The sequence below is a fragment of the Variovorax sp. FW301-JW7 genome (genome assembly GCF_058788795.1).
The window spans coordinates 480,679-495,954 of sequence record NZ_JBYTBC010000001.1; the positions used below are offsets into that span (position 1 = coordinate 480,679).

Annotated in this window: 14 protein-coding genes; 10 read left to right on the forward strand and 4 right to left on the reverse strand. The window is 69.2% G+C overall.

What is annotated here, in order from left to right:
* Window positions 1-43 precede the first annotated feature (43 nt).
* The 4 genes from AC3WQM_RS02030 (at window position 44) to AC3WQM_RS02045 (ending at window position 3,487) form a co-directional block, all read left to right on the forward strand.
* Complete coding sequence (locus tag AC3WQM_RS02030) at window positions 44-496, forward strand: CHRD domain-containing protein (RefSeq protein ID WP_492676738.1); 453 nt, start codon at window positions 44-46, stop codon at window positions 494-496.
* 73 nt (window positions 497-569) lie between these two features.
* The gene (locus AC3WQM_RS02035) at window positions 570-1,808 is read left to right on the forward strand and encodes a patatin-like phospholipase family protein (RefSeq protein ID WP_492676739.1); all 1,239 of its coding nucleotides are present in this window, start codon (window positions 570-572) and stop codon (window positions 1,806-1,808) included.
* 102 nt (window positions 1,809-1,910) lie between these two features.
* Complete coding sequence (locus AC3WQM_RS02040; protein WP_492676740.1) at window positions 1,911-2,660, forward strand: acetoacetate decarboxylase; 750 nt, start codon at window positions 1,911-1,913, stop codon at window positions 2,658-2,660.
* Window positions 2,661-2,704: 44 nt separating this feature from the next.
* A complete protein-coding gene (locus tag AC3WQM_RS02045; protein ID WP_099790010.1) occupies window positions 2,705-3,487 on the forward strand; it encodes a 3-hydroxybutyrate dehydrogenase in 783 nt (260 codons plus the stop codon).
* Between the two features lie 127 nt (window positions 3,488-3,614).
* Here AC3WQM_RS02045 and AC3WQM_RS02050 read toward each other — a convergent pair whose 3' ends face one another.
* The gene (locus AC3WQM_RS02050; RefSeq protein ID WP_492676742.1) at window positions 3,615-4,556 is read right to left on the reverse strand and encodes a bifunctional helix-turn-helix transcriptional regulator/GNAT family N-acetyltransferase; all 942 of its coding nucleotides are present in this window, start codon (window positions 4,554-4,556) and stop codon (window positions 3,615-3,617) included.
* A gap of 156 nt (window positions 4,557-4,712) precedes the next feature.
* On the opposite strand from AC3WQM_RS02050, the gene AC3WQM_RS02055 reads away from it, so the two are divergent.
* Complete coding sequence (locus AC3WQM_RS02055; RefSeq protein ID WP_492676744.1) at window positions 4,713-7,100, forward strand: YgiQ family radical SAM protein; 2,388 nt, start codon at window positions 4,713-4,715, stop codon at window positions 7,098-7,100.
* A gap of 19 nt (window positions 7,101-7,119) precedes the next feature.
* On the opposite strand, the gene AC3WQM_RS02060 is transcribed toward AC3WQM_RS02055, so the two are convergent.
* The gene (locus AC3WQM_RS02060) at window positions 7,120-7,761 is read right to left on the reverse strand and encodes a DUF1294 domain-containing protein (RefSeq protein WP_492676745.1); all 642 of its coding nucleotides are present in this window, start codon (window positions 7,759-7,761) and stop codon (window positions 7,120-7,122) included.
* Window positions 7,762-8,052: 291 nt separating this feature from the next.
* Here AC3WQM_RS02060 and AC3WQM_RS02065 point away from each other — a divergent pair, with 291 nt between their 5' ends.
* From AC3WQM_RS02065 to AC3WQM_RS02075, 3 genes are all read left to right on the forward strand, one after another.
* Window positions 8,053-8,973, forward strand: coding sequence for a DMT family transporter (locus tag AC3WQM_RS02065; protein WP_492676746.1), 921 nt, complete (start codon window positions 8,053-8,055; stop codon window positions 8,971-8,973).
* Between the two features lie 4 nt (window positions 8,974-8,977).
* Window positions 8,978-9,901, forward strand: coding sequence for a hypothetical protein (locus AC3WQM_RS02070; RefSeq protein WP_492676747.1), 924 nt, complete (start codon window positions 8,978-8,980; stop codon window positions 9,899-9,901).
* A 142-nt stretch (window positions 9,902-10,043) separates the two neighbouring features.
* A complete protein-coding gene (locus tag AC3WQM_RS02075) occupies window positions 10,044-12,125 on the forward strand; it encodes an esterase-like activity of phytase family protein (RefSeq protein ID WP_492676748.1) in 2,082 nt (693 codons plus the stop codon).
* A gap of 6 nt (window positions 12,126-12,131) precedes the next feature.
* Here AC3WQM_RS02075 and AC3WQM_RS02080 read toward each other — a convergent pair whose 3' ends face one another.
* On the reverse strand, window positions 12,132-13,004 hold the full coding sequence (locus tag AC3WQM_RS02080; RefSeq protein ID WP_492676750.1) for a CoA transferase: 873 nt from the start codon (window positions 13,002-13,004) through the stop codon (window positions 12,132-12,134).
* A gap of 165 nt (window positions 13,005-13,169) precedes the next feature.
* Here AC3WQM_RS02080 and AC3WQM_RS02085 point away from each other — a divergent pair, with 165 nt between their 5' ends.
* Entirely contained in the window at window positions 13,170-14,072 is a 903-nt protein-coding gene (locus AC3WQM_RS02085; protein WP_307635602.1) for an SDR family oxidoreductase, read from the forward strand.
* A gap of 3 nt (window positions 14,073-14,075) precedes the next feature.
* Here the strand turns inward: AC3WQM_RS02085 and AC3WQM_RS02090 are convergent, their stop codons facing one another.
* The gene (locus tag AC3WQM_RS02090; protein ID WP_062481605.1) at window positions 14,076-14,534 is read right to left on the reverse strand and encodes an Lrp/AsnC family transcriptional regulator; all 459 of its coding nucleotides are present in this window, start codon (window positions 14,532-14,534) and stop codon (window positions 14,076-14,078) included.
* Window positions 14,535-14,659: 125 nt separating this feature from the next.
* On the opposite strand from AC3WQM_RS02090, the gene AC3WQM_RS02095 reads away from it, so the two are divergent.
* Entirely contained in the window at window positions 14,660-15,271 is a 612-nt protein-coding gene (locus AC3WQM_RS02095; protein ID WP_492676751.1) for a glutathione S-transferase, read from the forward strand.
* Window positions 15,272-15,276: the final 5 nt, after the last annotated feature.

A 15,276-nucleotide genomic window follows, 5' to 3' on the forward strand; every position in this document is an offset into this window, starting at 1 on the left:
TCTGCCTATGCTGAATGTTTTACATCCTCAGGAGACAACGACCATGAACAACAGCACTCGCACACTCTGGCGCACCACCCTCGTCGCCGGCCTGGCCGCCGTCGCACTGGCCGGCTGCGGAATGATGTCGAAGTCGAACGTCGCGAATTTCAGCGGCGCGATGAACGCGGCCAGCGAAGTGCCGCCCAACATGACGCGCGGCAGCGGCATGGCCGAGGCCTGGCTCAACCGCGACACCAACGTGCTCAAGTACAAGATCACCTACGAAGGTCTGAGCGGCCCGGCCACGGCGGCCCACTTCCACGGCCCCGCCGCCGCGGGCGCGAATGCCGGCGTGGTGCTGCCCTTCGCGAGTCCGGCAAGCCCGATCGAGGGCCAGGCCACGCTCACGCCGGCGCAGGCGGCCGACCTCGTGGCCGGCAAGTGGTACGCCAACATCCACACGGCCGCCAATCCGGGCGGCGAGATCCGTGGGCAGATGCTGCCGAAGATGTGAGATTCGTCCGGGCTGAAGCAGCGAAAAGGCCCCAGGTCAGGTAGCTGTCGCAAGGCTGGTGTCCAATGAACGCATGACGACGACACCCAAGAAAAAGCCTCGCGCCGCCACCGCTGCTTCCTCTTCTTCTCCCGCTTCCTCCACTGCACCGCCCCATCCGTTCATCGCCCGCCGCGAAGACATGCGCGCCGCCCGCAAGGCGCTCGTGCTGCAGGGCGGCGGTGCGCTCGGGGCCTACCAAGCGGGCGTGTACGCCGCGCTCAGCGAGACCGATCTGCAGCCGCACTGGATCGCGGGCGTGTCGATCGGCGCCATCAACGCTGCACTCATCGCCGGCAACGCGCCCGCGCAGCGGGTCGACCGGCTGCGCGAGTTCTGGCACCTGGTGTCTTCGGGGCCGGCGCAGCGCCTGCCGTCGTGGCTGGGCGACCGCGCCACGCAGAACCAGTGGAGCGCCACCATGGCCTCTCTGGTCGGCATTCCGGGCTTCTTCGAGCCGCGCTATTCGCCGGCCTTGCTGATGGGCGGTGCGGCGCCGCTCCTGAGCTACTACGACACCTCGCCGCTCAAGGCCACGCTGGAGCGGCTCATCGACTTCGACCGCATCAACGCTTGCGAGGCACGCTTCAGCGTGGGCGCGGTCAACGTGCGCACCGGCAACTCGGTGTACTTCGACAACACGCGCCAGCGCATCGGCCCCGAGCACATCATGGCCAGCGGCGCGCTGCCGCCGGGCTTTGCGCCGGTGCACATCGACGGCGACGACTACTGGGACGGCGGCATCGTCTCGAACACGCCGCTGCAGTACGTGCTCGACACGCATCCGCGCGCCGAGGCGCTGGTGGTGCTGCAGGTCGACCTGTTCAACGCGCGCGGCGAGATGCCGCACACGCTGTCGGGCGTGATGGAGCGCCAGAAGGACATCACCTATTCGAGCCGCACGCGCATGAACACCGACGCGCTCGCGGCCAACATGAACCTGCAGCAGGCCATTGCCGACCTCATCGCCAAACTGCCGCCCGGCCTGCGCAGCGACCCGAGCGTGGTCGAGGTGCAGGCGCAGCTCACGCACGAGCCGATCGACATCTTTCACCTGATCTACCGCGACAAGTCGTACGAACTCGAGTCGAAGGACTACGAGTTCTCGCGCGCCGCGGTCGAAGAGCACTGGGAGTCGGGCGTGCGCGACATGCGCAAGACGCTCGCGCACCCCGAGACGCTGCGCGCCGATGCCACGGTGAACGGCGTGACCACCTTCGACCTCGGCGAGCCGGGCACCGGGCGCATCAAGCGGCCGGGGCTGTCGCGCTGAGCGTCGCAGCGGTCGCCGCTTGCCACGAGCGGCGGCCATTCAGCTTGGGCTAAGAAACCAGCGCCAGACTGGGTCGTCACTTCAACAGGAGGAAATGTTTTCATGAACATTGAAGATGTGCGACGAACGGCTTTCGCCATGCCGTTGACCAGCCCGGCGTTTCCGCCCGGGCCCTACCGCTTCACGCGTCGCGAATTTCTCATCGTCACCTACCGCACCGACATGGACGCGCTGCGCGCCGTGGTGCCCGAGCCGCTCGAAGTGGTCGAGCCGCTGGTCAAGTACGAATTCATCCGCATGCCCGACTCCACCGGTTTCGGCGACTACACCGAGTCGGGGCAGGTCATTCCGGTGCAGCTGCGCACCGCCCAGGGCGTGGAGAAGGGTGCCTACGTGCACGCGATGTACCTGAACGACCATCCGCCCATTGCCGGCGGCCGCGAGCTGTGGGGCTTTCCCAAGAAGCTGGCCTTGCCGTCGCTCGACTACGAGACCGATGTGATCGTCGGCACGCTCGACTACGGCAAGGTGCGCGTGGCCAAGGCCACGATGGGTTTCAAGCACCGCGCGCTCGACCCCGCACCGATCCTTGCGGGCATTGCGCAGCCCAACTTCCTGCTCAAGATCATTCCGCACGTCGATGGCACGGCCCGCATCTGCGAGCTGGTGCGCTACCACATGGTCGACGTGACGCTGCACGGCGCATGGACTGCGCCGGCTTCGCTCGAGCTGCATCCGCATGCGCTGGCGCCGGTGGCCGACCTGCCGGTGCTGAAGGTCGAATCGGCGGTGCACTACATCGCCGACATGACGCTCGCGCTGGGCACGGTCGAACACGACTACCTCGCCTGATTCTTGCTGTCTTCTTTTCATCCAACCCTCAAGGAACATTCACCATGCAACTCAAGGACAAGGTCGCCTATATCACCGGCTCGGCCAGCGGCATCGGCAAGGAAATCGCCATCCTGTTCGCGCAGGAAGGCGCGAAGATCATCATTGCCGACCTCAACAAGGAAGCGGCCGACGCCACCGCCGCCGAACTGAAGGCCACGGGCGCACAGGCCATCGGCGTGGCGGTCGACGTGACGAACGAAGACCAGGTCAATGCCTCGGTGGAAGAGGGCGCGAAGGCCTTCGGCGGCATCGACATCCTCATCAGCAACGCCGGCATCCAGATCGTGCATCCGGTCGAAGAGTTCAGCTTCGCCGACTGGAAGAAGATGCTCGCGATTCACCTCGACGGTGCGTTCCTCACGACGAAGGCGTGCCTCAAGCACATGTACGCGCAAGGCCGCGGCGGCAGCGTGATCTACATGGGCTCGGTGCACTCCAAGGAAGCATCGCTGCTGAAGGCGCCCTACGTCACGGCCAAGCACGGCCTCATCGGGCTGGCCAAGACGGTCGCGAAAGAAGGTGCCAAGCACGGCGTGCGCGCCAACGTGATCTGCCCGGGCTTCGTGCGCACGCCGCTCGTGGAAAAGCAGATTCCCGAGCAGGCCAAGACGCTGGGCATCAGCGAGCAGGAAGTGATCAAGAACGTGATGCTCAAGGAAACGGTGGATGGCGAGTTCACGACCACGGAAGACGTGGCACGCGTGGCGCTGCTGTTCGCGGGGTTCCCGACGAATGCGCTGACGGGCCAGTCGCTCGTGGTGAGCCACGGCTGGTTCATGCAGTGAATTTCTCCCTCCCCCTTTGGGGGAGGGCAGGGGTGGGGGCACGGCGGCGCTGATTCAGCCGCGCGCTTGATCGAAGGCATGCCCCCATCCCAACCTTCCCCCAACGGGGGAAGGAGCAAGGCAAACGCTACAGCTTCAACTCCCAGGTCTCACCGACCTGCGGCTGGCCATACCCCTCATGCGGCTCCGAGTGCGTGAGCTGGAAGCCGCGCTTGGCATAGATGCTGCGCGCGGCCGTGAGGCAGCTGTTGGTCCACAGCGTCATCTTCTTGTAGCCCTTGCGGCGCGCGAAGGCGATGCACTCGTCCACGAGGCGCCCGCCCAGGCCCAGGCCGCGCGCGGCCGGCGTGAGGATCAGCATGCGCAGCTGCGCCACGGTGGCCGACTTGCGCACCACGAAGATCGCGCCGACGCGTTCGCCGTTGAGCTCGGCGATCCAGCAGTGCTCCCATTCGGGCTGGAACTTGAGCAGGAACTCGCCCGCAATGCCTGCCACGAGCGCTTCGAAACGGTGGTCCCAACCGTATTCGCGTGCGTACAGCTCGCCGTGCTGCTGCACCACCCAGCCGATGTCGCCGGGTGCCGGGTCGCGCAGCACGGCGGCCTGGGGGCGGGCCGGCGATGCGGCCGGTTCGAGCAGCGACTGCACGGTGTCCATGGCCTGCACCAGCTGGTTTTGTTGCGCCGGCGGCAGCGCGGCGAGCAGGGCGGCGGCTTCGTCGCGCGATTTCTGTTGCAGCGGCGCAAACGCGGCATGGCCGGCGTCGGCCAGGCGCAGCACGCTCTGGCGCGCGTCGCGCGGGTGCGGCTCGCGCGTGAGCCAGCCGTGGGTTTCGAAGCGGCGCAGGATGCGGCTGAGGTAGCCGGCGTCGAAGCCCAGGTCGCGCCCGATCTCGCTGGCGACGGGGGTTTCGCGGTGCGCCAGCTCGTAGAGCACGCGCACGTCGGTCAGCGACAGGTCGCTGCCCAGGTAGGGGTCGAGGGCGCCGATGCGGCGGGTGTAGAAGCGGTTGAACCGGCGGATGGCCTTGACGGCGGACGGGTCGACGGAGGGCGTTGGCGTGGGCATGGTTGCCATTGTCATTCAATTTGATTGACTTTGGCAATCAAATAAGAGCCCTCTCGTTCCGGGGCAAGGGATCTTCAGGGCGACAGAAATGCTGGAAAACCCTAAAATCGAGGGTTGCCCACACAGGCGGCGCCCCGGCGCTGTCCGCTCCCACCGATGAACGCCCCCGTCGACGTCTCCTTTTTTGCGCGTGCCGCCAAGCCGCTGACCAGCTACCGCAAGTACTGGGCGGCCCGTTTCGGCACGGCCAAGTTCCTGCCGACCTCGCGCAAGGAGATGGACGCGCTCGGCTGGGACAGCTGCGACATCATCGTGGTCACGGGCGACGCCTACGTCGACCATCCCAGCTTCGGCATGTCGGTGATCGGCCGCATGCTCGAGGCGCAGGGCTTTCGCGTGGGCATCATCGCGCAGCCCGACTGGCAAAGCGCCGAGCCCTTCAAGGTGCTGGGCAAGCCGAACCTGTTCTTCGGCGTCACGGCCGGCAACATGGATTCGATGATCAACCGCTACACGGCCGATCGGAAGATTCGCAGCGACGACGCCTACACCCCCGGCGACGTCGGCGGCTCGCGCCCCGACCGCGCGGCCATCGTGTATTCGCAGCGCTGCAAGGAAGCCTGGAACGACGTGCCGATCATCCTGGGCGGCATCGAAGGCTCGCTGCGCCGCATCGCGCACTACGACTACTGGTCGGACAAGGTGCGCCGCTCCATCGTGGTCGACGCCAAGTGCGACCTGCTGCTGTACGGCAACGCCGAGCGCGCCATCGTCGAGATCGCGCACCGCCTGGCCGCCAAGGAGCCGGTGCAGCAGATCACCGACGTGCGCGGCACCGCCTATGTGCGGCGCGAAACGCCCGAGGCCTGGTTCGAGATCAACTCCACCAGCGTCGACGAGCCGGGCCGCGTCGAGGCGCACGTCAACCCGTACCTGATGGTGTCCGACCAGGCCAAGGCCAACGGCGCCACCTGCGCGAAGGAAGACGAGGCGCAAGCCGTCGCCAAGGCCGCCGAAGCCGCGGGCTCCGCTGCGGGCTCGGTCGTCAACCCCGCCATCAAGCCGCTGAACTTCGTGCCCAACCCGGCGCTGCAAGGCCGCGGCAAGATCGCCGTGCCGCCGCGCGACCGCTCGGTGATCCGCCTGCCGTCGTACGAACAGGTGCGCAGCGACCCGGTGCTCTACGCGCATGCCAACCGCGTGCTGCACCTCGAAACCAACCCCGGTAACGCCCGCGCACTGGTGCAGGCGCACGGCGAGGGCGCCACGGCGCGCGACGTGTGGATCAACCCGCCGCCCATTCCGCTCACCACGGCCGAGATGGACCATGTGTTCGACCTGCCGTATGCGCGCAGCCCGCACCCGCGCTACGCCGACGAGAACGGCAGCCACGACGGCGCGACCAAGATCCCCGCGTGGGAAATGATCCGCTTCAGCGTGAACATCATGCGCGGCTGCTTCGGCGGCTGCACCTTCTGCTCGATCACCGAGCACGAGGGCCGCATCATCCAGAGCCGCTCGGAAGACTCGATCATCAAGGAGGTCGAGGCCATCCGTGATTCGGTCAGCGGCTTCACCGGCACCATCTCCGACCTGGGCGGCCCCACGGCCAACATGTATCGCCTGGGCTGCAAGAGCCCCGCGATCGAGGCGGCGTGCCGCAAGCCCAGCTGCGTGTACCCGGGCATCTGCCCGAACCTGGGCACCAACCACGACCCGCTCATCAAGATCTACCGCCGCGCGCGGGCGCTCAAGGGCATCAAGAAGATCCTCATCGGTTCCGGCCTGCGCTACGACCTGGCCGTGCAGTCGCCCGAGTACGTGAAGGAGCTGGTGCAGCACCACGTCGGCGGCTACCTGAAGATCGCGCCCGAGCACACCGAGCAGGGCCCGCTCACGAAGATGATGAAGCCCGGCATCGGCAGCTACGACAAGTTCAAGCAGATGTTCGAGAAGTACTCGGCCGAGGCGGGCAAGAAGCAGTACCTCATCCCGTACTTCATCGCCGCGCACCCGGGCACCAGCGACGAGGACATGATGAACCTCGCGATCTGGCTCAAGAAGAACGGCTTCCGCGCCGACCAGGTGCAAACGTTCTACCCGAGCCCGATGGCCACGGCGACGACGATGTACCACACCAACAAGAACCCGCTGCGCAAGATCACGCGCGAGAGCGAGACGGTGGACATCGTGCGTGGCGACAAGCGCCGCCGCCTGCACAAGGCCTTCCTGCGCTACCACGATGCCAACAACTGGCCGCTGCTGCGCGAAGCCCTCAAGAGCATGGGCCGCGCCGACCTCATCGGCAACGGCAAGCACCATCTGATCCCGACGTGGCAGCCGCTGACCGATGGCGGCTACACGAGCGCGCGCCGCAAGAACTCGACCTCGGCGCCGGTGGCCGCCAAGACCGCGGCACCGGTCCGGCTGGCGCCGGTGAAGCCCTCCAAGGGCCGCATCCTCACGCAGCACACGGGCCTGCCGCCGCGCGACAACGGCAGCGGTGGCAAGCCGCTCAACAAGCCTTCACGCAAGGTGCGTTGAGGCCTGGTCGAAGGCGCGGTCAGCCCAAGGCCGCGTGCTTCGACAGCCAGAACACCCACGCCCCCAGTGCCGCGCAATGCAGCGCGACCGTGGCGTAGAACCTCCACAGGAAGCTCGCCTTGCTCGACTTGTGCCGCAGCAGCCGCTGCGCGCACCACGCGCCCGGCCAGCCGCCCGCGAGCGCGAGCAGATGCAGCGTGCTTTCCTGCGTGCGCCAGCGCCCGGCCTGCGCCGCGCGCTTGTCGAAGGCGTAGGCCCCGAAGGTGAGCAGGCTCAGCCCCGCGACGACCGCCAGCGCGAGCAGCGGCAGGTGGCCGAGCCAGACGGCGGCGCCCAGGCCCAGCGCGTAGATCCCGATCAGCCACGCGCCCCACGGCGTGCCGGCCGTGCCGCGACCCGAAGGCCGGCGCGGCTGTGCGCGTGACGCTGCACGAGGCACCGCACCCGCAGAGGCCGCAGCCGCTTCCACGGCCACCGCCCGCGGCCCCTTGCCGCCGACATGAATTTCGTCGAAGTGCACCGCCATGCCGACCTGCGGCTTCAGCTGGCGGTCGCGAAAGTCGCGCAGGTGCACGAAGACGTCGGCCGACACCTCCGGGCTGCGGATGAAACCGAAGCCGCGCTCGGCCTCCCAACGAACGAGTCGACCTTGGCGCTTCATGGCATGCAGTGAGAAAGGGCAGGGCACATGCGGGCGATTCTCTCTTGTGGGCGCGGGGCGCCGCTCCTATCATCGACCGCTCATGCACCTGCATCACTCTCCCCCTTCCTCGACCTGCCGCTGACGTTCGCGCGCGCTTCGCGCCGCGCCCGTCAGGCCCGCAAGTGGTCGCTGCCGTCCGCCTTCTTCCGCTGAGCGAAGACAGGCCGGGCGGTGGCCGGATGGTCATGCCCGCCCCCGGCAATGCGTCGACGCGACGCCGAGGCGACGGGCCTCACGGAGAGTTTCAACATGAATGCAAGAACAACGGCCGCCCTGGCCTGGGGCGGCGTGCTGCTGGCCGGCGTGCTCTGGGGCGGCGGCGCCCTGGTGGCGCAATTCCTGATCGACGGCGGCATCGCGCCGCACAGCCTGTCGCTGGCGCGCTTCGCGCTGGGCATGCCGCTGCTGTGGTGGCTGCACTGGCAGGCGACACGGCGCGCGCCGGCCGCCGATGCCGCGTGGCGCCATCTGACGCGGCGCGAGCAGGGGCACGTCGTCGGCACCGGCGCCGCGATGGCGCTGAACGTGAGCTGCTGGTTCGCCGGCATCGCGCACCTGGGCGCCGCGTTGCCGACGGTGATCTCGATCTGCTGCGCGCCGCTGATCGTGGCCTGCGTGTCGGTGCTGCGCGGCTACGAGCCCTTCGGCGCGCGCCTGCTCGGCGGCCTCGTGCTGGCGCTGGCGGGCGTGCTGCTGCTGGTGATGCCAGACGCCGGCTGGGGCGCCTTGCCGACGGGCTACGGCGCCGGGCTGGCGTGGTCCTTCGGCTCGGCCGTCTGCTATGCGCTGGTGGTGCTGGGCAACGCGCGCATGCCGGCGCGGGTGCCGGCCGTCACGGCGTCCGCCTGGGGCATGAGCGCCGCGGCGCTGTGCATGCTCGGCGTCGCGGTTGCGAACGGCATCACCTGGCCCGAGGGTGCTGCGCAATGGACGGGCGCGGCCTACACCGGCGTGGCCACCACCTCGGTCGCCTACCTGGCCTTCGCCTGGGGTGCACGCCGGCTGTCGCCGACGGCGGCGGTGGTCGGCACGCTGATCGAGCCGCTGGTGGCGGCCTGGCTCGCGGCGCTGTGGCTGGCGCAGCCGATGGCACCGCGCCAATGCCTGGGGGCGGCGCTGCTGGCGGGGGCGATGCTGCTGCTGGTGCGGCGGAACCGGGGTATCGTGTAGCCCCATGACGAGCAGTTCGCCCCCCGTGCCGGTTTCGTGGAAGCGCATCCTGGCGATGGCCGGATGCTGCGCTGTGTCGCTGCTGGCGCAGGCGGCGGCTCCCGAGGCCTCCGCGCCCACGGGTGCCCAGGCCCTGCGGGCCGAGCACCAGAAGCTCAGCGACAAGCTCGACCAGAGCCGCTTCGGGCGTCCCGTGCAACTCGATTCCACCGAGACGCCCGGCGGCCTCGAGGGCGACATCTACGCCGTGGTCGAGCACCCGCTGTCGAAGGTCAGCGCGGCGCTCAAGGGCTCGGACCACTGGTGCGAACTGCTCACACTGCACATCAACAACCGGCGCTGCCGCGTGAGCACCTCGCCGCAGGGCAAGGAGACGCTCACGCTGTTCGTGGTGCGCCGCTACGACAAGCCGGTCGACCAGGCCTTCGAGCTGCCCTTTGCCTACCGCGTGGCCAGCGCCACGCCCGAGCACCTGCAGGTCGAGCTGTCAGCCGACGCCGGCCCGTTCGGCACCAGCAACTACCGCGTGCGGCTGGAGGCGGTGGCGCTCGACGAGCGCAAGACCTTCCTGCACTTCAGCTACGGCTACGACCACAACACGATGGTGCGGCTGGCCACGCAGGCCTACCTGGCCACCTTCGGCAGCGGCAAGGTGGGTTTCACCGTGGTGGGCAAGGGGCCCGACGGCCAGCCCGAGTACATCCGGGGCCTGCGCGGGCTGGTGGAGCGCAATGCGATGCGCTACTTCCTCACGCTCGACGCCTACCTGGCCACCGGCGCCACCGGCGCCACCGACCCGGCCGAGCGCCGGCAGCGCTACTGGTTCGCGGCGGCCGAGCGCTACCCGCGCCAGCTGCACGAGGTCGACCTGGACACCTACCTCGCGGTCAAGCGCGAAGACCGCCAGCGCGACGGCAACGGCCGCTGAGAGGGCGCCGACCATCGCAACCTTTCGGTTGCAGTTTCACGGGCTTGTCATCTGCCTCGGCATTAATCGCCGGGGCTTGCGCCTTTGCGCGGGCGCATCACAAGGACAACAAGCAATGCGCAAGACAACAAGAGGATCGAGGATGGGATGGCTGGCGCTCGTGGGCGCTGGCGCGGTGCTGACCGCCTGCGGCGGCGGCAACGGCGGCGGGGGCGGCTGGTCGTTCCCGGTGGGCGGCGGCGGCACCACCAATCCGCCCGCTGCACAGTCGAAGACCGGCACCTTCCTGGATGCCGCAGTCGAAGGCCTCGACTACGTGGCCGGCAGCGCCGCCAAGGCCGCCACCAACGCCAAGGGCGAGTTCACCTGCAAGGACGGCGAGACCGTCACCTTCAGCGCCGGCGCGCTGGCCCTGGGCAGCGCCGCCTGCGGCGAAGCGATCACGCCGCTCACCCTGGCCGGCGGCAGCGACGTGAAGGCCGATGCCGTGGTCAACCGCCTGCTTGCGCTGCAGAGCTTCGATGAAGACCGCGACCCCGCCAACGGCATCCGCCTGACGCCGGCGCTCAAGGCTGCGCTGACGGCCGGCGCGCTCGATTTCAACGCCGCGCCCGACGCCTTCCACACCGCGCTCAACGCGGTGCTGGCCGCGCTGCCCGCTCCCTACAACGCCCGCACGGTCGACGCGAGCCGCCGCATGCTGGCCCGCGAACACTTCGAGGACACGCTGGCCTCGCGCCTGGGGGCACCGGTCACCGAGGCATCGAAGCAGACGAACCAGCTCGGCGCCATCGGCATCGCCGTCACGCGCTACCAGCTGCAAGCCGATGCCCGCTTCCACGTCCCCTACGAGGGCGACAACGCGGACATCAAGGCCGACTTTCCCCAGGGCTTCCTGCCGGCCTACGGCTCGGGCCTGGCGTTCAAGGGCAAGGCCGACGACGGCACGCTCGAGTTCTACGCCATCACCGACCGCGGCCCGAACGGCGACGGCCCGACCGCGCCCGTGCCCGGCGGCAACGGCGCCACCAACATCAGCAAGGTGTTCCCGGCGCCGTCGTTCGCGCCGAGCTTCGGCATCGTGCGCGTGGGCAAGACCGGCGCGGTGCTCAGCACCAGCGTGCCGCTGCGGCTCGATGCCGGCAAGAAGATCACCGGCCTGCCACCGCGCTCGGGCGTGGGCTCGACCGGCGAGACCCCGCTGACCGACCAGTACACGTTCGACGAGGCCAAGGCCGGCTACGACGCCAACGGCCTCGACCCCGAGACGCTGGTGCTCGACAAGGCGCGCAACGTGCTGTGGACCAGCGACGAGTACGGCCCCTTCATCGCGCGCCTGAACATCGCCAGCGGCGTGATCGAGAAGAAGTACGCGCCCGGCCCCGGCGCCACCGACCTGCCGGCGGTGCTGGCCCAGCGCCGCCCCAACCGCGGCATGGAAGGCCTGACGCTCGATGTGGCCAGCGGCGTGCTGCACGGCTTCCTGCAGAGCCCGATCGACCCACGCGACGCCAACGGCAAGTCGATCAAGGCCAAGCCGCCGGGCGGCAGCAACACCGACGTGCGCCACATCGCGAAGTTCACGCGCTGGCTCGCGTTCGATCCGGCCACCGAGACCTCCAAGCTCTACGCCTACCCGATCGACGGCAGCCAGTACGACAAGGACCGCACCGGCAACGCCAAGCTCGGCGACATGGTGAGCCTGGGCAACGGCCGCTTCATCGTCATCGAGCAGGGCGCACGCAAGAGCGACGGCAAGGTGTTCAACAAGCTGATGCTGGTGGAGCTGCCGGCCAACGCGACGAACATCGCAGCCCCGGAGTTCAACCACAACCTCGAGATCAGCAGCATCACGCAGGCCCCCTCGAATGGCGTCGACTATTCGACCGTGGTGACGATGCGCAAGACCGAGCTGCTCGACCTCAACGTGCTGGGCTGGCTGGCCGAGAAGGCCGAGGGCCTGACCATCGTCGACGACCAGACCCTGGCGCTGGTGAACGACAACGACTTCGGCCTGGGCACCGTGCTGCTCGGCGCCGATGGCACCCGCCTGGCCGGCAGCGTGGAAGACTGCACGGCCGCCGTCGACGGCCAGCTCAGCGGCTGCCCCGCGGGCGCAACCCGGGCGCGCATCACGCGCGGCTCCGACCTGGAGCGGCCGACGCGCATCTGGCTCATCAAGCTCGACCGCAAGCTGAGCGACCTGCGCCTGCCGGCGTCCTGAGCGCCGTCAGTCGGCCAGCGTGAGCAGCGGCACGTCGCGCTCACGGCCCATGGCCTCCAGCTCGGCGCGCGTGCGCGTCGCGAGCCAGGCGGCCAGCGCCGCGTGCGTGGCCGGCGCCATCATGTCCGGCGGCGCCACGCCGGCCACGTCGCACAGGCGCGCGGCGAAGTGCGGCTCCAGCGCCGCCACGGCCACGCGGCCGTCGGCGCAGGGGTAGACGCGGTAGCCGGCGTGCGCGCCGCCCACCGCGCCGTCGGGCTTCGTCAGTCCCCAGGTGCGGGGCAGGGCGAGCCAGTCGGCCGAGGCGTTCAGCGCCACCTCGAGGTACACGCCGCCGCGCTGGCGGGTCTGCTGCAGCACGGCCTTCAGCACCGCCTCGCTCGCGAGCAGCGCACCGCCCATGTCGGCGTACAGCGTGGGCGGCAGCGCGGTGCCGGTGACGAGGCCGCTTTCGGCAAGGTAGGTCAGGTCGTGGCCCGGCTCCTCGGCGCGTTCGCCCGGGGCGCCGACGATGGCGACCTGCGACAGCGCCGGATGCCGCGCCCGCAGCGAGGCCCAGTCGAGCTTCAGCTTTTGCAGCGCCGAGGGGCGGAACGAGGTCAGCAATACGTCGGTGCGGGCCAGCTCGGCGTGCAGCTGCGCCTGGCCGGCCTCGGTCTTCAGGTCGACCGTGCGGACCTCGACGCCCTCGTGCAGCGCCGTGTACGCGGGCCGGTTGTACAACCCCATCGGATCGCCGCCGGGCGGCTCCAGCTTGAGGCAGGCCGCGCCCATCGTGCGGCAGCGCAGCAGCGCGGCGGGGCCCGGCAGGTTGAGCGCCAGGCTCAGCACGCGCACGCCGTCGAGCGGCAGGAAGGAAGCATCGGAGGAACGGGGCATGGGTCGTGTGTCCGGAAGGTCCAGGGGTGAAGGGGAAAGGGGGCGCGGCCATTTTCACCCGCCGGCAGAGCCAGATTCCGCAAGCCATGGCGGCCTGTCGGTCGTAGCATGCGGCCGATGGCAGCACGCGCTCCTGCCGCTGCCGCAACGCCAAGGAGACCCCTCATGTTCGAAGCATCCCTGATGCGCGGCCAGCGCATCCTCGTCACCGGCGGCGGCACCGGCCTCGGCCGTGCCATGGCCGAGCGCTTTCTGAGCCTGGGCGCCGATGTCGCCATCTGCGGCCGGCGCCAGGCGGTCTGCGAAGAAACCGCCGCCGCCTGGCGCCAGCAGTTTCCCGATCGGCGCATCGATGCCTTCGGCGTCGACATCCGCATCGCGCAGCAGGTCGACGAGATGGTCGAGAGCCTGTTCCAGAGCGGCGGGCTCACCGGCCTCGTGAACAACGCGGCGGGCAACTTCGTCTCGCCGACCGAGAGCCTCTCGCCGCGCGCCTTCGACGCCGTGGCCAACATCGTGTTCCACGGCAGCTTCTACGTGACGCAGGCGGTGGGCAAGCGCTGGGTGGCGCAGGCCAAGTCGGGCGCGTGGAAGCCGGGCGACGCCTTTCGCAGCGTGATGAGCATCATCGTCACCTGGGTCGACAACGGCAGCCCGTATGTCGTGCCTTCGGCCATGAGCAAGGCGGGCATCGAGGTCATGACCAAGTCGCTCGCGGTGGAGTGGGCGCGCCACGGCATCCGCCTGAACGCCGTAGGCCCCGGCGAAATTCCGACCGAAGGCATGAGCAAGCGCCTGAACCCCGGTGAGGAGCCCGGCGCACGCAGCATCAAGACCAACCCGATGGCGCGCGTGGGCCGCATGAGCGAGCTGCAGAACCTCGCGTCCTTCCTGATGGCGCCGGGCCAGTGCGACTGGCTCACGGGCCAGAGCATCATGATGGACGGCGGCAACGCGCTGGCCACCGGCGGCAACTTCTACGAGCTGCGCGAGTGGAGCGACGCCGACTGGCTGGCCGCGCGCGAACGCATCGAGGCGCAGAACCAGAAGGACAAGGCGCAGCGCTGACGCTTACTTGCGCGGCGCCTTTGCCGCGCCCACGGTGACCTGCTTGCGCACGGGGCTCGACAGCACGAGCGAGGTGGTCACCGAACCGTCGACCGCCAGCGCATCCACCACGCGCTCCAGGTCGGTCGGCTCGGCGATGGCGCAGCGCACGAAGAAGCAGTCGGCGCCGGTCACGCGGTCCACCGCGAGCACCTCGGGCATGGCCTCGAAGAGCGCGAGGTAGCGCGCAATGGCCGCGTGCGTGGTGTCGATGCGGATGATGGCCTCCAGCCCCACGCCCAGCGCGCGCAGGTTCACGCGCGCGCCGTAGCCCTCGATCACGCCTGCATGCTCGAGCTTGCGCACGCGCTCGCTCATCGCCGGCTGCGACAGGCCGATGCGCTTGCCGATCGCGGCCAGGCTCTGGCGCGCGTCGGTCTGCAGGGCTTCGAGGATGAGGCGGTCTTTCTTGTCGAGGGTCATGGCGTGCGGCGAAAGAAGAGGGGACCGATGATCGATCGGCGGGCGGCGCCGATTTTCGATGGGTTGCCCTTCTGCGCACGCGGCGCGGGCGCTATGGTGATGGTCATCTTTCTTCAGGAGACCCCATGCAACTCGTCGGCATGCTCGACTCGCCTTTCGTTCGCCGCGCCGCGATCTCGCTGCGCCTGCTCGGCCTCGGTTTCGAGCACCGCTCGATCTCGGTCTTCAGCACCTTCGAGCAGTTTCGCGCGATCAACCCGGTGGTGAAAGCCCCGACGCTGGTGTGCGACGACGGCACGGTGCTGATGGATTCGACGCTCATCATCGACCACGCGCAGGCTGTGGCGGGGCGCAGCTTGTTTCCTGCCGATCCGGCCGATCGGTTGCGCGACCTGCGCCTCACGGGGCTCGCGCTCGCGGCCTGCGAGAAGACGGTGCAGATCGTCTACGAGCGCAACCTGCGCCCCAGTGAGAAGCAGCACCAGCCGTGGGTCGATCGCGTGCAGGGCCAGCTGAATACGGCCTATGCCGAGGTGGAGCGCGAACTGGCGGCTGCGCCGCTGGCGGCACCCGCAGAAAACACGATCACGCAGGGCGGCATTTCGGCGGCGGTGGCCTGGACCTTCACGCAGTTCATCCTGCCCGACGCGGTGCGCCCGTCGGACTTTCCGCTGCTCGCCGCGTACACGGCGCAGGCCGAGCAACTGCCGGTGTTCGTCGGCGCGCCGCTGGCCTGAGCGAC

Coding starts and splice junctions, on each gene's coding strand:
- AC3WQM_RS02090 (WP_062481605.1), bottom strand. CDS start 14,534: ATGACCCTCGACAAGAAAGACCGCCTCATCCTCGAAGCCCTGCAGACC.
- AC3WQM_RS02060 (WP_492676745.1), bottom strand. CDS start 7,761: ATGAAGCGCCAAGGTCGACTCGTTCGTTGGGAGGCCGAGCGCGGCTTC.
- AC3WQM_RS02085 (WP_307635602.1), top strand. CDS start 13,170: ATGTTCGAAGCATCCCTGATGCGCGGCCAGCGCATCCTCGTCACCGGC.
- AC3WQM_RS02035 (WP_492676739.1), top strand. CDS start 570: ATGACGACGACACCCAAGAAAAAGCCTCGCGCCGCCACCGCTGCTTCC.
- AC3WQM_RS02045 (WP_099790010.1), top strand. CDS start 2,705: ATGCAACTCAAGGACAAGGTCGCCTATATCACCGGCTCGGCCAGCGGC.
- AC3WQM_RS02095 (WP_492676751.1), top strand. CDS start 14,660: ATGCAACTCGTCGGCATGCTCGACTCGCCTTTCGTTCGCCGCGCCGCG.
- AC3WQM_RS02070 (WP_492676747.1), top strand. CDS start 8,978: ATGACGAGCAGTTCGCCCCCCGTGCCGGTTTCGTGGAAGCGCATCCTG.
- AC3WQM_RS02075 (WP_492676748.1), top strand. CDS start 10,044: ATGGGATGGCTGGCGCTCGTGGGCGCTGGCGCGGTGCTGACCGCCTGC.
- AC3WQM_RS02040 (WP_492676740.1), top strand. CDS start 1,911: ATGAACATTGAAGATGTGCGACGAACGGCTTTCGCCATGCCGTTGACC.
- AC3WQM_RS02080 (WP_492676750.1), bottom strand. CDS start 13,004: ATGCCCCGTTCCTCCGATGCTTCCTTCCTGCCGCTCGACGGCGTGCGC.
- AC3WQM_RS02030 (WP_492676738.1), top strand. CDS start 44: ATGAACAACAGCACTCGCACACTCTGGCGCACCACCCTCGTCGCCGGC.
- AC3WQM_RS02050 (WP_492676742.1), bottom strand. CDS start 4,556: ATGCCCACGCCAACGCCCTCCGTCGACCCGTCCGCCGTCAAGGCCATC.
- AC3WQM_RS02065 (WP_492676746.1), top strand. CDS start 8,053: ATGAATGCAAGAACAACGGCCGCCCTGGCCTGGGGCGGCGTGCTGCTG.
- AC3WQM_RS02055 (WP_492676744.1), top strand. CDS start 4,713: ATGAACGCCCCCGTCGACGTCTCCTTTTTTGCGCGTGCCGCCAAGCCG.